14 protein-coding genes are annotated in these 13,550 nt (G+C 41.3%); 13 read left to right on the plus strand and 1 reads right to left on the minus strand.

Annotation, left to right across the window (positions count from 1 at the left end; all coding sequences use genetic code 11):
* The first annotated feature begins 588 nt into the window (after window positions 1–588).
* Together T356_RS21125 and T356_RS0110965 are read left to right on the plus strand one after the other, a co-directional pair.
* Entirely contained in the window at window positions 589–753 is a 165-nt protein-coding gene (locus tag T356_RS21125) for a hypothetical protein (protein WP_155839023.1), read from the plus strand.
* Between the two features lie 497 nt (window positions 754–1,250).
* Window positions 1,251–1,655, plus strand: a complete 405-nt coding sequence (locus T356_RS0110965) for a hypothetical protein (protein ID WP_026514518.1) — start codon at window positions 1,251–1,253, stop codon at window positions 1,653–1,655.
* Window positions 1,656–2,115: 460 nt separating this feature from the next.
* On the opposite strand, the gene T356_RS0110975 is transcribed toward T356_RS0110965, so the two are convergent.
* Window positions 2,116–2,391 carry an HU family DNA-binding protein gene (locus T356_RS0110975; RefSeq protein ID WP_026514519.1) on the minus strand — a complete coding sequence of 92 codons (276 nt, stop codon included), beginning with the start codon at window positions 2,389–2,391 and terminating at the stop codon, window positions 2,116–2,118.
* A gap of 346 nt (window positions 2,392–2,737) precedes the next feature.
* On the opposite strand from T356_RS0110975, the gene T356_RS20435 reads away from it, so the two are divergent.
* From T356_RS20435 to T356_RS0111030, 11 genes are all read left to right on the plus strand, one after another.
* Entirely contained in the window at window positions 2,738–3,838 is a 1,101-nt protein-coding gene (locus T356_RS20435; protein WP_051563383.1) for a helix-turn-helix domain-containing protein, read from the plus strand.
* Complete coding sequence (locus T356_RS0110985; RefSeq protein ID WP_155839024.1) at window positions 3,835–4,740, plus strand: alpha/beta fold hydrolase; 906 nt, start codon at window positions 3,835–3,837, stop codon at window positions 4,738–4,740. The genes T356_RS20435 and T356_RS0110985 overlap by 4 nt, the downstream gene beginning before the upstream one ends.
* 122 nt (window positions 4,741–4,862) lie before the next feature.
* Entirely contained in the window at window positions 4,863–5,798 is a 936-nt protein-coding gene (gene cysK / locus T356_RS0110990) for a cysteine synthase A (protein WP_026514521.1), read from the plus strand.
* Window positions 5,799–6,021: 223 nt separating this feature from the next.
* Entirely contained in the window at window positions 6,022–7,209 is a 1,188-nt protein-coding gene (locus T356_RS0110995) for a MalY/PatB family protein (RefSeq protein ID WP_026514522.1), read from the plus strand.
* Between the two features lie 12 nt (window positions 7,210–7,221).
* A complete protein-coding gene (locus T356_RS0111000; protein WP_330370932.1) occupies window positions 7,222–8,412 on the plus strand; it encodes a PLP-dependent aspartate aminotransferase family protein in 1,191 nt (396 codons plus the stop codon).
* Between the two features lie 129 nt (window positions 8,413–8,541).
* Window positions 8,542–8,703: a YezD family protein gene (locus tag T356_RS20860; RefSeq protein ID WP_155839025.1), complete on the plus strand. Its 162-nt coding sequence runs from the start codon at window positions 8,542–8,544 to the stop codon at window positions 8,701–8,703.
* 74 nt (window positions 8,704–8,777) lie between these two features.
* Complete coding sequence (locus T356_RS0111010) at window positions 8,778–9,650, plus strand: radical SAM protein (RefSeq protein ID WP_026514524.1); 873 nt, start codon at window positions 8,778–8,780, stop codon at window positions 9,648–9,650.
* A complete protein-coding gene (locus T356_RS0111015; protein ID WP_035780984.1) occupies window positions 9,643–10,017 on the plus strand; it encodes a NifB/NifX family molybdenum-iron cluster-binding protein in 375 nt (124 codons plus the stop codon). The genes T356_RS0111010 and T356_RS0111015 overlap by 8 nt, the downstream gene beginning before the upstream one ends.
* Before the next feature lie 134 nt (window positions 10,018–10,151).
* Window positions 10,152–11,000, plus strand: coding sequence for a nitrogenase iron protein (gene nifH, locus T356_RS0111020; RefSeq protein WP_026514526.1), 849 nt, complete (start codon window positions 10,152–10,154; stop codon window positions 10,998–11,000).
* Between the two features lie 38 nt (window positions 11,001–11,038).
* Window positions 11,039–12,034, plus strand: a complete 996-nt coding sequence (locus T356_RS0111025; protein WP_026514527.1) for a PLP-dependent cysteine synthase family protein — start codon at window positions 11,039–11,041, stop codon at window positions 12,032–12,034.
* 26 nt (window positions 12,035–12,060) lie between these two features.
* On the plus strand, window positions 12,061–13,536 hold the full coding sequence (locus T356_RS0111030; RefSeq protein WP_026514528.1) for a nitrogenase component 1: 1,476 nt from the start codon (window positions 12,061–12,063) through the stop codon (window positions 13,534–13,536).
* Window positions 13,537–13,550: the final 14 nt, after the last annotated feature.

A 13,550-nucleotide genomic window follows, 5' to 3' on the forward strand; every position in this document is an offset into this window, starting at 1 on the left:
GGAATCGATTTGTGCCCGTAGAAATAAGCGATTCTGGGAAGAGCTCTACGGGTATGGAATCCCGAAAATCGATTTGTTCCCGTAAAAATAAGTGAATATGGGAGTGAATTTACGGGTATAGAATCCAGAAATTTGACTTGCGCACGTAGAAATAGCTGAAATGTGAGAAAGAGTTTACGGACACAAAGGTTGTAATTGAATCTGAGTAACGTAGGGGGAAAGAGCATATTTTTGATTACTAAGCTATATCTCTGGAGAAAAAATATAGAAAGATTTAAAGGATGACCCAGATAAGAATTGCGATAGATTATCGTCTTATCTGGGTTTTTTGGTCGGATTAAAGGGAAAAATGCAAAGAATTCCAGATAAATCGCAGTAATAAGATAGTATCTATCTGTGTTTTCATGGCGTGTTCCGGTACAAAAGATCAGAAATCCCATATAAAAACTGTGATAAGATAGTGCTTATCTGTTTTTTTATTATGAATATCGTAAAAAAGAGCTAAAAATCCCATATAAATAATTGCGATATGAAACTATTTATCTGTAAAACTCATGAAAGAAGTCGGAGAACACAGGATAGATATTAATGCTATTGGTGCTTGCATTAACAGGGGGCAAAAAAGAAGCAAAAGACGTAACTGAAGGAGAAATGGCTACGGGAGAGAAGTCTTTGACTGCGAAATCAGAGCCTTATGATGTGGGTGGATGTCTGGGAGAAAAGAGTTATTTTGCCGAAATATCATGCAATTGAACAGGATGATAAAGAAATAGTACAGCTTTTTCCTTGCATAATAAAAATCCATACGCATATCATAAAGTAAATATATTCTTGCTTTTCCGTCATTTTAAGAACTATCGAATGTTAGGAAAAGAATATTACTAGTGCTGCTGTCATCAAATAACTCGACTTTTTATGCAGAATAAATTGTTATTTTGTGAGACGAAGGAATGAGTCGTACCGGGCGGTACGACGATTGACGACAACGAAAACCACAACACATAATCAGTAGTTTTTACGTGAATATCCCTGATTATTTGCATGGCTTCACATAAAACTTAGTGCTGCTGTCATCAAATAACTCGACTTTTTACGTAGAATAAATTGTTATTTTGTGAGACGAAGGAATGAGTCGTACCGGGCGGTACGACGATTGACGACAACGAAACAAATAACAATTTAGGCAAGTAATAAAGTCGACTTATTTGGTGACAGTAGCACTAAGATGATGAGAGGTATGATCAGGCATTATGGGTATGGCAGTAAGAAGCAAGGAAATTATTTACGACACAAGAATTGACGGAAGGGAGATTCAGACAGACGGTGGAAACAAAGTGACGTTTACCGGCAATTATTTCTGGTTAAAGACAGAAGGATTTTTGGAAGAATTAAACGTGTATTTCTTTGTGGATATCGACGGAGAAAAACAGGTAATCGAATGGAATAAAGGCGACAGTGGCGAAGGTTGGTATTTGCGCCGTTGGAAGGAAAGAGGAGAAGAAAAATCTTCATCACTTGATTCGTATATTTACAAGATGATCTATTCCAAAATGCCTGAAAAAGAAGGACAGATCTCAAAACCTGAATGGTTATTTTTTGACAGCGGATCTGAAGAGAGCAGAACATTCATTAATATGTTGGAAAATTTGAAATAATCTAAAGTAATATTGTTGCGGATATAGTCTTCTATAGCCGTAGAAAAAGGATTATCCAATCAATGGTTTGGATAATCCTTTTTTCTTAAATACTATATGAATGATATTCTTTTTACAGCGAAGATTGGCTTGAAAATCTTACATGGAGACCTGTTGGCGAAATGGTATTTAAGAACAGTAAAATGTCTATGAAGAAGGATATCTCGCCGGATATGGCACGCCTTCTTAGTGATGTGACAACGGCCTTATACATTGTGATAAATGAGAGATATTGAAGATTCTATTGTAGAAACTATGAATGAATCTAAGTCTAAGCCCGGAGTGGGTACGTTTATTGTGGCATGCGTCGGCATACTTTCAACGTTCACAGGCTGCGGTATATTTACAATAAAGAAATTAAGGGCATAAAAAATATAAAGCCGGAAATCGCGATGATTTCCGGCTTTAAAAGCATTATTTGTTAAGCGTTAACAATATCCTTCAGAGCTTTACCTGCTTTGAATTTAGGTGCTGTAGAAGCAGGGATCTCAATCTTTTCACCTGTCTGGGGGTTCTGTCCAACTCTTGCAGCTCTTTCAGCTGTCTCAAATGTTCCAAAACCAACGATCTGAACCTTACCTTTGTTTGCAAGCTCATTTGAAACTACTTCGATAAAAGCTTTAACTACTTTCTCTGATGCAGCTTTTGTAAGATCGGCCTCCGTAGAGATTGCCTCAATAAGTTCTTCTCTGTTCATACTTTGAACCTCCTTAATGCTTTTTCCATCACATAAATCGCTTAAATCACTTAAGATACGGTGTGACTAAGGAATAATAATACAATTGACGGGCATTGTCAATTTTTTTATAACGCAAAATAGCGTAAATACTGGACTTAGAACTGTTTAGTGTTCACTTGTTAATGTAATTGTATTTTTTTGACTTATAATAAATCTAAAGGATCTATACGATACGTATAGAAAAAACTTTCTTAAATATACATATGGTGTATTATATTTTTCCAAATGCTCAAATAAAATATATACATAAGCGCTGCGATCGAAGCGAAATGACAGATAAATATTGATAGTAGGGAGACGTGATATGAAGCTAAAACTGCATGAAAACATAAAGAGATTGAGAAAAGAGAAAAATCTGACTCAGGATAAATTGGCGGAGATACTTGGTGTTACAGTAGGCGCAGTGTCAAGGTGGGAAAATGAAAATAATACTCCCGATATAGTGATGCTGACAACGATTGCAAGTTTCTTTGATGTATCAGTCGATGCTTTATTGGGATATGATGTTGCATCCAAAAAAGCTAAAGACATTGTTGCGAGAATTGACGCATGTGTTGCTGAACATAATTTTGAGGAAGCGATAGAACTGTCGAGGGATGCTTTGAACAGGCATCCTCATGATTTTGCGGTCATATATTCTTCGGCAATGGTATATCAGGTAAGGGCACTTGAGAGACAGGATAAAGAAGATGCGATTAAGGCAATAGATCTTTTGACCGGATCACTTCAATATCTTTCGCAGAATAATAACCCTGAGTTAAATGAGTATGATATAAAGATGCAGATTGCATACAATTACCTGCTTGTTGACAAAAAAGTTGCACTTGAAAAATATAAGGAGATTAACTTTGCCGGTATAAACAACATATCTCTGGCATACATACATCTGCAGAACGGAGAGCTGGACCGGGCGCTTAATTATTGTACATTAAGCATGATAGATCGTCTGGCGGAATTTAGCGATGCGTCGATATGCATGATAATGGCACTTGCGGGTAAGGGAAAAAAGAAAGATATCGAGGAAGCAATCTGTCTGGCTAAAACATTGATTGACGTGATTGGGCAGTATTCAAAAGATGAAGTGGGACGGTTTAGTAAACTGCAGGCATCCTGTTATGCATTATTGGCATATCTGTACGAACGCATCGGAGATGAGGCTGAAGTGAAAAAATATGTCCGTAAAGGAAAGAAACTGGCAGAGAGTTTTGATGAAAAAGGCGCTGAAGATATAGCAAAGTGCTTTAGATTTTATCATGCAGAAAAAGAGCAGTATTTCATAATGGACAGCATTGGCGAGAATGCGGTTGAAGGAATAGAAAAGATGCTGAGGAAGCAAATCTCAAACATGGGCAGAATTGATAAAAAGGCACTGAATAAGATTATAGATTACTGGGAGAAAGAATGATGAAGAAGGCATTTATTTTGGTTGTAACAGTTATGGCGGCCTTGTTTATATTTAACGAGCTTTGGATGAAAAAAGAAGAAGCAATCTGGCTTGATCCTCCGGGACGATATGTTGAAGTAGACGGTCACAAGATGCATATCTACAGCGAAGGTGAAGGAGAACACACAATAGTGTTTATGTCCGCGTGGGGAGATACCAGTCCGTATGCCAATTTTCTTCCGCTCTGTAAAGACTTAAGTGCTTATGCAAAAGTCGTTATTATTGAAAGATTCGGATACGGACTCAGCGATACCGTGGATGGAGAGAGAACATTTGATAAGATCCTTGAAGAAGACAGAGAAGGACTTGCTAAGGCAGGCATAAAAGGGCCTTTTGTACTGTGCCCGCATTCAATTTCAGGACTTGAGGCAACTCTTTGGGCACAGAGATATCCTTCTGAAGTAGAAGGAATTGTGGCTATGGATACATCAATAGCTTCTATGAGAGATGTTTACGAAAAGCAAGGTTTCAATATTCAGATTCCGATATTTATATTTTTACAAAAAACAGGGATACTGCGAGTTATAAACGGAATACCCAAGAATGAAACAGATAAAATGGTAACTGCGATTTCTTGCAGAAATGAGGTCAATAAAAACGTTATCAGCGAAAACAAACACATTGTTGAGGCGTGCGATGAAATTGATAAGAATCCGCTTCCTACAGTACCTACGATTCAATATGTGTCTAAGCAGGCGGGTGACGCTTATCCTAAGTGGATAACCGGACATCAGGCTATTGCGGACGCATCGGTAGATGGGAAGTGTATCATGCTTGACTGCGGTCATTATGTATACAAGTTTGAAGAAAAGAGAATTGCAGGTGACATAAAAGAGTTTATTGAAAGCATAAACAGTGTATAAGCAAAGTTTATACTCCGCTATAAGTATTCCTTAATTTTCACCTCAGTACCCTTATGCTATGATTCAATCATCAAAACAAACACGAACAAAAATAAAAATTATATATAAAGGAGAAATGAATCATGGCAGACATCAAAGAAAGCGCATTGGAACTTATCGGAGGAACACCTCTTCTTAAACTTAACGGATATAGCAAGAAGGTTGGAGCAACAAATGCAAATATCCTTGCAAAGCTTGAGTACTTAAATCCCGCAGGATCTGTAAAAGACAGAGTAGCACTTAGCATGATCGAAGATGCTGAGAAGAGCGGAAAGATCAAACCCGGAGCAACAATCATCGAGCCTACAAGTGGAAACACAGGTATCGGACTTGCAGCAGTTGCAGCAGCTAAGGGATACAAAGCAATCCTTACACTTCCCGATACGATGAGTGTAGAGAGAAGAAATCTTCTTAAGGCATACGGTGCAGAGATCGTTCTTACAGAAGGTGCTAAGGGAATGAAGGGAGCAATCGCCAAGGCAGAAGAGCTTGAGAAAGAAATCGAAGGAGCAGTAATCCTCGGACAGTTCGTTAACCCTGCAAACCCTGCAATACACAAAGCAACAACAGGTCCTGAGATCTGGGATCAGACAGACGGAAAGGTTGATATCTTCATCGCAGGTATCGGTACAGGCGGAACAATTACAGGTGTAGGCGAATATCTCAAGGAGCAGAATCCTAACGTTAAGGTTATCGCAGTTGAGCCCGCTACAAGCCCTGTTCTTTCAAAGGGTGAAGCAGGACCTCACAAGATTCAGGGAATCGGTGCAGGTTTCGTTCCTGAGACACTTAATACAAAAGTTTACGATGAAGTTATCGCAATCGAGAATGACGATGCATTTGCAGAAGGCAAGAACTTCGCAGTATCAGAGGGTATCCTTGTAGGTATCTCATCAGGTGCAGCTCTTAAGGCAGCTACAATCGTTGCCGCAAGAGAAGAGAACAAGGGAAAGAACATTGTTGTACTTCTTCCCGACTCAGGTGACAGATATCTTTCAACACCTCTTTTTGCAAACTGAATGATATAGGCGTCATAAGTCAATAATGCGTACATGCTTGCATTTAAGCATTCATTGACTTCATGATCGTATATCATTCACATTATAAATGTACTAGCAGACCGCCGGTGGTCATTTCCACAAAGCGATCAACATGCAATTATATTATATTGAACTGACTAATATGAGACCGCTTGTCATCATACATGATGAGCGGTCTCAATTTTAAAAAGAGGTACTTATTGTGAGTAAATACGATTTTGACAAGGTGACAGACAGGCACGGAACAAGCAGCCTTAAATATGATTTTGGAATAGAAAGAAGGAGACGTGACGATCTGCTTCCTCTCTGGGTTGCGGATATGGACTTTAGGCTCCCTGAAGAGATACTTGATGACATAAGATCAAGAGTGGATCATGGCATTTTCGGATATACAGATCCCAAGGAAGACTATCAACAAGCTGTCGCAAACTGGTACAGCCAAAGGCATGGCTTTGAAATAGAAAAAGGCTGGAATACCGTGGTTCCCGGAATAGTTTATGCAATCGCGGTTGCTGTAAGAGCTTTTACTAAGCCCGGTGAGAGCGTCATTATTCAGGAGCCTGTTTATTATCCGTTTAGGGAGACAATAGAACTTAACAAAAGAAAAGTCGTAAACAATCAGCTTGTATATAAAGATGGGCATTACGAGATTGATTTTGAAGATTTTGAGAAAAAAGTTGCGGAAGAAAATGTAAAGCTGTTTCTTCTTTGTAGTCCTCACAATCCCGCGGGACGTGTTTGGACAAAAGAGGAACTCATAAAGCTTGGTGATATTTGCGCAAAGCACAACGTTACAATATTTGCGGATGAGATACATTCTGACTTTGTATTCAAAGGATATAAGCACACTTCGTTCATTACACTCGGAGAAAAATACACGGAGAATCTTATTCTCGGAACTTCACCGAGCAAGACCTTTAATATTGCGGGACTTCAGATTGCAAACATAATCATTCCGAATGAATCTGTAAGATACAGATTTAAGACAGAGAACGACGCAGGAGGCTACAGCCAGTGCAATGCAATTGGCCTTACGGCTACCAAAGCCTGCTACGAAAAAGGCGGTCAATGGGTTGATGAACTACTCACATATCTTGAAGGAAATCTTGATTATATCAGGTCTTTTATAAAAGAAAAACTTCCGAAGATAAAACTTATCGAGCCGGAAGGTACATACCTTATCTGGCTTGACTTTGCAGATGCTTTTGACAATTATCGGGAACTTAGGAAATTTATAGAAGATGAAGCAAAGCTCTGGCTTGACGGCGGAGTAATCTTCGGAAGAGAAACGGCTCTTTTTGAAAGAATCAATATAGCGAGTCCCCGAAGCATAATTGAACAGGCAATGGAGCAATTATATGCTGCATACATAAAAAGATTTGGCAATTAAGGAGGAGTGAATTTGAGTACAGAGATTGACTGTAGACAGCAGGAAAAGTACAGCGTGGATACCAAGTGTCAGCTGAATGATCTGAGCATCAAGGACGCATGGGGAGCGGTTAGTTATCCAATCTATCAGACTGCGACGTTTGCGCATAAGGGACTTGGAGAGAGTACGGGGTTTGACTATACGAGAATGCAGAATCCCACCAGGCAGCAGCTGGAGGCCGTTGTAGCTCTTTTGGAAAACGGAAAAGATGCGATAGCTTTTTCAAGCGGAATGGCAGCAGTTGCGGCGGTGATGGAGCTCTTTTCACCGGGAGATCATTTCATAATTGATTCGGATCTCTATGGTGGAAGTGTAAGACTTTTTAATGAGATCAGCAAAAAGAATGGGCTGACATATACAACGGCTGACTTAAGCAGTGAAGATGTGCGGCCTCTTATAAAAGAGAACACGAAGGCAGTGTATCTTGAGACGCCGACCAATCCGATGATGAATGTGACCGATATAGAGGAGCTGGCGAAAAAAGTTCATGAGAGAGGACTCATCCTCATTGTGGATAATACTTTTTTGTCCCCCTATTATCAGAATCCGCTCGATCTTGGTGCGGATATAGTGCTTCATTCGGGAACAAAGTTCCTGGGAGGACACCATGATACCATAGGCGGTTTTGCAATCGTCAAGGATGATGAGATCGATGAGAGGTTTCGTTTTATTTACAAGACGACAGGCGCGGGACTAAGCCCTTTTGACAGCTGGCTTATCCTAAGAGGAATCAGGACGTTGTCGGTAAGACTTAACAAGGCTCAGGAGAATGCTTTTGCGATCGCGGAGTATCTTAAGAAAAACAAGCATGTAACGAAGGTAATATATCCGGGACTTGAGGAGCATCCGGGGTATGAGATCATGAAGAAGCAGGCAAGAGGCTTTGGCGCGATGCTTACTTTTGAAGTTGATTCTGCCGAATTTGCAAAAGAGATACTTGCAAATGTAGATCTTATCTATTTTGCGGAGAGCCTTGGCGGAACGGAGACACTTATAACGTATCCCATCACACAGACACATGCTGATGTTCCTGCGGACGTGCTTGAAAAGAACGGTATCAACGATCGCATTTTAAGGCTGTCTGTCGGAATAGAAGGGACGGAAGATCTTATAAGTGAATTTGAGAGAGTATTCGAAGTGTCAGAAAAGAATATTCAAAAATAAAGGGTTAAGAATTTTTTATACCCTGCTATAAATTTTTAGTGTTTTACAACGACGCTATGCTAAAGCATAATGCTAGTAACACAGATGTGTAAGGTAAAAAACACAGAAACACGGCGAGGAGATAAACTTATGGCAAAGGTAGAAGTACCCCTGACAAAAGAAGTTGATGCTGCTGTTTTGGAAGGGATAGTTGAGAGCATCAAGAGTATACAGTATGGCACAATCACAATTACGGTTCACGATGGCAAAGTGACTCAGATTGAGACCAGCCGCAAGCAGAGGTTTAGCTAGGCTGTGAGAACTTGCTGAGATCTTATCGAGGCCGGTTCGAACGTTGGTAGATATTTTTGTAGGAGAAAAAGAGAATGGCTAGAACGTATGAAGAACTTGAGAAAAACCATCCGTGCTTTGGTGGGTGCAAGTTCAACGCAGGCAGGATCCATCTTCCGGTAAGCCCGGGATGCAATATTGCATGCAGATTCTGTGACAGAACGATAAATGACGTTGAACAGCGCCCCGGAGTAACGTCCAAGATAATAACCCCTGATGAAGCGAATACATTTATTGATAAAGCACTTGGCTTTGTTCCAAATATCAAGGTTGCCGGAATAGCAGGCCCCGGAGATACTTTGGCAACAGACTACGCGTTTGAGACTTTCAAAAAGATCGGTGAGAGTCATCCGGAGCTTCTTAAGTGCATGAGCACTAACGGACTTCTTCTTTATGAGAGGGCTGATGAGCTCATAAACATCGGAATAGATACGCTCACAGTTACGGTTAACGCGGTAGATCCTAAGATTGAAGCGAAACTCAATGAGTATATAATCTGGCATGGCGAGAAGATATACGGAGAAGAGGGAGCTAAGATCCTTATCGAGAACCAGCTTAAGGGAATCAAGAAGGTTGCCGATGCAGGTGTTACGGTCAAGATAAATACAGTTCTCGTACCCGGAATAAACGATGAGCATATAGCTACTATCGCGAAGACGGTTAGAGAATTGGGAGCGATAATCTACAACATAATCCCACTCATACCGCAGCATCAGCTTAAAGATATACCAAAGCCCACTTGTGAGCAGATTGAAAAAGCAAGAAGCGACGCGGAACAGTATATCAAGGTATTCAGACACTGCGCACACTGCAGAGCCGACGCAGTAGGAGTACCGGGTGTTTCGGAGTACAGTAAGCTCGTATATCAGAGCAGATTAAATGTAAGGAATACTTTTTCACATGGATAAAGCAGTTTACAGAGTCGCGCTAGCATCTACGGACAACAGGTTTGTGGATCAGCACTTTGGAAGAGCTGAGAGCTTCCTTATAGTGGATGTGGATGATAACGGCGATTATGAAGAGATTGAACAGCGATTTGTGAATCCCGTTTGTATGGGAGGACATCACGACGCTGCTGAATTAAAAAGAGGAGTAGACGGAGTTTCCGATTGCAACTTTGTTCTGGCAGCCAGAATTGGAGACGGAGCAAGAGGAGAGCTTGAAGAGCGCGGTATTGCGGCATTTGAAATGCCCGGGCCTGTTCCGGAAGCGATAAGGAAACTTGACGGATATCTGAAACTACTTCAGGAAATGAATAGAGTAAAAGGACAGTAATGAAGCTGACCGGACAACCGGAGGTTTTGTGAATGTAACTATCAGAGTTATTTTCGCATGCCTTTTTTATTTGCGCTTTTTTGCGCAAGCGAAATTCTAAAAAATAAATCAATAGTTAAGAGGAGAAAGAAAAAATGGCAGAACTTAGGCAGATTGCAATTTACGGAAAGGGAGGAATCGGAAAGTCAACAACAACCCAGAACCTTACGGCCGGACTTGTTGAACACGGCAAGAAAGTAATGGTTGTTGGTTGCGATCCCAAGGCGGATTCAACAAGACTTCTTCTTGGCGGACTTGCTCAGAAGACGGTTCTTGACACTATCAGAGAAGAAGGTGAGGACATCTCACTTGACCGTATCATGAAGGAAGGCTTTGGCGGTACAAAGTGCGTTGAGTCAGGTGGACCGGAGCCCGGTGTAGGATGTGCCGGAAGAGGTATCATCACTTCGATCAACATGCTTGAGAACCTCGGCGCGTATACAGAGGACCTTGATTATGTATTCTACGACGTACTTGGTGACGTTGTCTGCGGTGGTTTCGCAATGCCCATCCGTGAAGGTAAGGCAAAAGAGATCTATATCGTAGCCAGCGGTGAGATGATGGCTCTTTATGCTGCAAACAATATCTCAAAAGGTATTCAGAGATATGCAAGAACTGGCGGAGTAAGACTTGGCGGTATCATCTGTAACTCAAGAAATGTTGACAGAGAGCTTGACCTCTTAAGAGCATTTTCAAAAGAGCTCGGAACAAAGCTTCTCTACTTCGTTCCAAGAGATAACGTAGTTCAGCATGCTGAGATCAACAAGAAGACTGTTATCGAATACAAGCCCGATTCAAATCAGGCGCAGGAGTACAGAAACCTTGCGCAGGCTGTTATCGAGAACACAGACTTCGTTATCCCCACACCCATGACTCAGGAAAGACTTGAAGAAATCCTCATGGAGTATGGAATGATGGAACTTTCAGACGATTACAAGATTTGATCGTTATTAAGAAGATGCACAATTAAGGAGGACAGGGTATGTCAAACGTATATAAATCAATTACAGAACTTGTAGGGAAAACACCACTTCTTGAGCTTTCGGGATTTGAGAAGCATCACGACCTCAAGGCAACCGTTATCGGAAAACTTGAGTATTTTAACCCAAACCAGAGCGTAAAGGACAGAATTGCCCTTTCAATGATAGAAGATGCCGAGAAGAGCGGAAGACTTAAGCCCGGTGATACAGTTGTTGAGACAACAAGCGGAAATACAGGTATCGGACTTGCTGCGATCGCGGCGGCAAAGGGATATCCTTTCAGAGTTTATATCCAGGATCAGGTTAGTAAAGAGAGATTCCAGGTAATCCAGGCATTTGGCGGAAAGACAATTAAGCTCGGAGATGAACCTGTTATCGCAAAAGTTCTTAATGAGACAGGCGGCGACTTCGTTGCTGCTATCAAGGCACTCAAGGAAGATGTTCTTGATAAGGAAGATCATGTTGTTTTCCTCGATCAGTGTTCAAATCCCGCAAACCCTGCGGTACACAAGAGAACAACAGGCCCCGAGATCTGGGAGGATACAGACGGTGAGGTAGATATTCTTGTTGCCTGTGTAGGAACAGGCGGAACAATCTCAGGAACAGGTGCTTACCTCAAGGAAAAGAATCCTAACGTAAAGGTAGTCGGTGTTCAGCCGGGACCTAATTCACTTCCTGACAAGGATAAGAATCAGCCTGAAGAAGAAATCACGGGAGTACATCCTTTTGAAGGTGTTGCTGAAAATCTCATTCCTTCAACACTCGACAGAAAGATTTATGACGAATATATCGAAGTTGAGGCTCTTGAAGCTTTTGAAGCTGCAAGAGAGGTTGCGGCAAACGACGGTATCCTTATCGGTACATCATCGGGAGCGGCTCTTTATGCAGCAAAGAAGCTTGCACAGAGACCTGAGAATGCAGGAAAGAAGATAGTTGCTATATTCCCTGATACAGGACTCAGATATCTTTCAACCAACCTTTTTGCACCACAAGAATAAGAAAAAAGTAGGAGATAAAAGATAACATGGCAACAAATTTAAATAATTCCAATGTAGCTACAAGAGAGAACCGAATCGGATCTATCACAGGCTACATCGGTTCACTCAAAGATCTTGCAAGTCAGAGTGAGTGCGGTACTTTGAAAGGCTGTTCAAGATGTTTTTCACAGTCAAGTTCATGCCTTTCAAGCTGTGCACTCGGTCAGCTCTCTGCTATAAGAGATATTGCTATTATTCACCACGGCCCTGCGGGATGTTCCGTTGCGGCAGCAGGCACATATTACCTTGATAAGGTTATGGCCAAAAAACGTGGTGTAACAAATAACACTGTTTATGTCGGAACCGATATGAACGAGAATGATACAATATTTGGCTCTACATCTACGCTTCGCAACATCATCGTTGAAGTAAACAAAAGATATAGCCCAAAGGCAATTTTTGTTTCAAGTTCCTGTGCAACAGGTATCATCGGTGAGGATATCGACAGTATCGTCGATGAGTTAAAAGAAGAAATCGATGTGCCTATCGTTGCGGTTCACTGCGAAGGATTCAAGTCAAGAATCTGGGCTACAGGTTTTGATATCGCAGATCACGCGGTACTTCAGTCAATTGTTCAGCCTCCGAGAGAAGGCGTAAAGAGCAACAAGATCAACTTCAAGAATTTCTATGAGAGTGCAAGACCTGAAATCATCGAGATGTTCAAGAACTTTGATCTCGAGCCTACATTCCTTTACTGTAACTCAACTGTTGAAGAGCTTTCACATATTTCGGAAGCTGTTGCCACAACATGTATCTGCGGAACACTCGGAAACTACTTAGGAAACGTTCTTGAAGAAAAGTATGGTGTTCCTTACGTAAGAAGTATCAACCAGTGCGGTATCGTCGGATTTGAGGCATGGCTTCGCGAGATCGGTAAAGTTACTGGAAGAAGCGACAAGATTGAGAAGTATATTGAAGAGCAGCGTGCAATCTACCTTCCGAAAATTGAAGAAGTTAAAAAAGAGCTCAAAGGACTCAGAGCAGTACTCGGCATGGGACCCGGTTATACTTTCGAAGTATCACGTGTCCTGAATGAACTCGGAATTGAGGTTGTTTGGGCACTTGCATGGCACTATGACAAGAAATATGAGAACGGAGACGTTCCGCCTTCAATGAAATATCTTTTGGATAATAACATTGATTTCGAAGCAAGTGTTGCCGATCAGCAGAATTTCGAGGTTATGAATATCCTCAACAAATATCAGCCCGATCTGTATCTTTCAAGACATCCGGGTTCGACCGTTTGGGCTATCAAGAACGGAACACCTTCTGTGTATGTTGCCGATGAGTATATGATTTTCGGTTACAAGCACACTCTGGAATTTGCATATTCCATACTCGATAGCATCAAGAACAGAAGCTTTGAAAAGAACCTCGCAAAGAGAACAAAGCTTCCTTACACGGATTGGTGGTACAAGCAGAACGTAGGAGCTTTCCTTGTGCAGGAAAAGGACAAAAAATGATTCACGGAGGCTGA

The organism is Butyrivibrio sp. LB2008 (assembly GCF_000621565.1).
Taxonomy (GTDB): domain Bacteria; phylum Bacillota; class Clostridia; order Lachnospirales; family Lachnospiraceae; genus Butyrivibrio.

Coding starts and splice junctions, on each gene's coding strand:
- T356_RS21125 (WP_155839023.1), top strand. CDS start 589: ATGCTATTGGTGCTTGCATTAACAGGGGGCAAAAAAGAAGCAAAAGAC.
- T356_RS0110965 (WP_026514518.1), top strand. CDS start 1,251: ATGGGTATGGCAGTAAGAAGCAAGGAAATTATTTACGACACAAGAATT.
- T356_RS0110975 (WP_026514519.1), bottom strand. CDS start 2,391: ATGAACAGAGAAGAACTTATTGAGGCAATCTCTACGGAGGCCGATCTT.
- T356_RS20435 (WP_051563383.1), top strand. CDS start 2,738: ATGAAGCTAAAACTGCATGAAAACATAAAGAGATTGAGAAAAGAGAAA.
- T356_RS0110985 (WP_155839024.1), top strand. CDS start 3,835: ATGATGAAGAAGGCATTTATTTTGGTTGTAACAGTTATGGCGGCCTTG.
- cysK (WP_026514521.1), top strand. CDS start 4,863: ATGGCAGACATCAAAGAAAGCGCATTGGAACTTATCGGAGGAACACCT.
- T356_RS20860 (WP_155839025.1), top strand. CDS start 8,542: ATGGCAAAGGTAGAAGTACCCCTGACAAAAGAAGTTGATGCTGCTGTT.
- T356_RS0111010 (WP_026514524.1), top strand. CDS start 8,778: ATGGCTAGAACGTATGAAGAACTTGAGAAAAACCATCCGTGCTTTGGT.
- T356_RS0111015 (WP_035780984.1), top strand. CDS start 9,643: ATGGATAAAGCAGTTTACAGAGTCGCGCTAGCATCTACGGACAACAGG.
- nifH (WP_026514526.1), top strand. CDS start 10,152: ATGGCAGAACTTAGGCAGATTGCAATTTACGGAAAGGGAGGAATCGGA.
- T356_RS0111025 (WP_026514527.1), top strand. CDS start 11,039: ATGTCAAACGTATATAAATCAATTACAGAACTTGTAGGGAAAACACCA.
- T356_RS0111030 (WP_026514528.1), top strand. CDS start 12,061: ATGGCAACAAATTTAAATAATTCCAATGTAGCTACAAGAGAGAACCGA.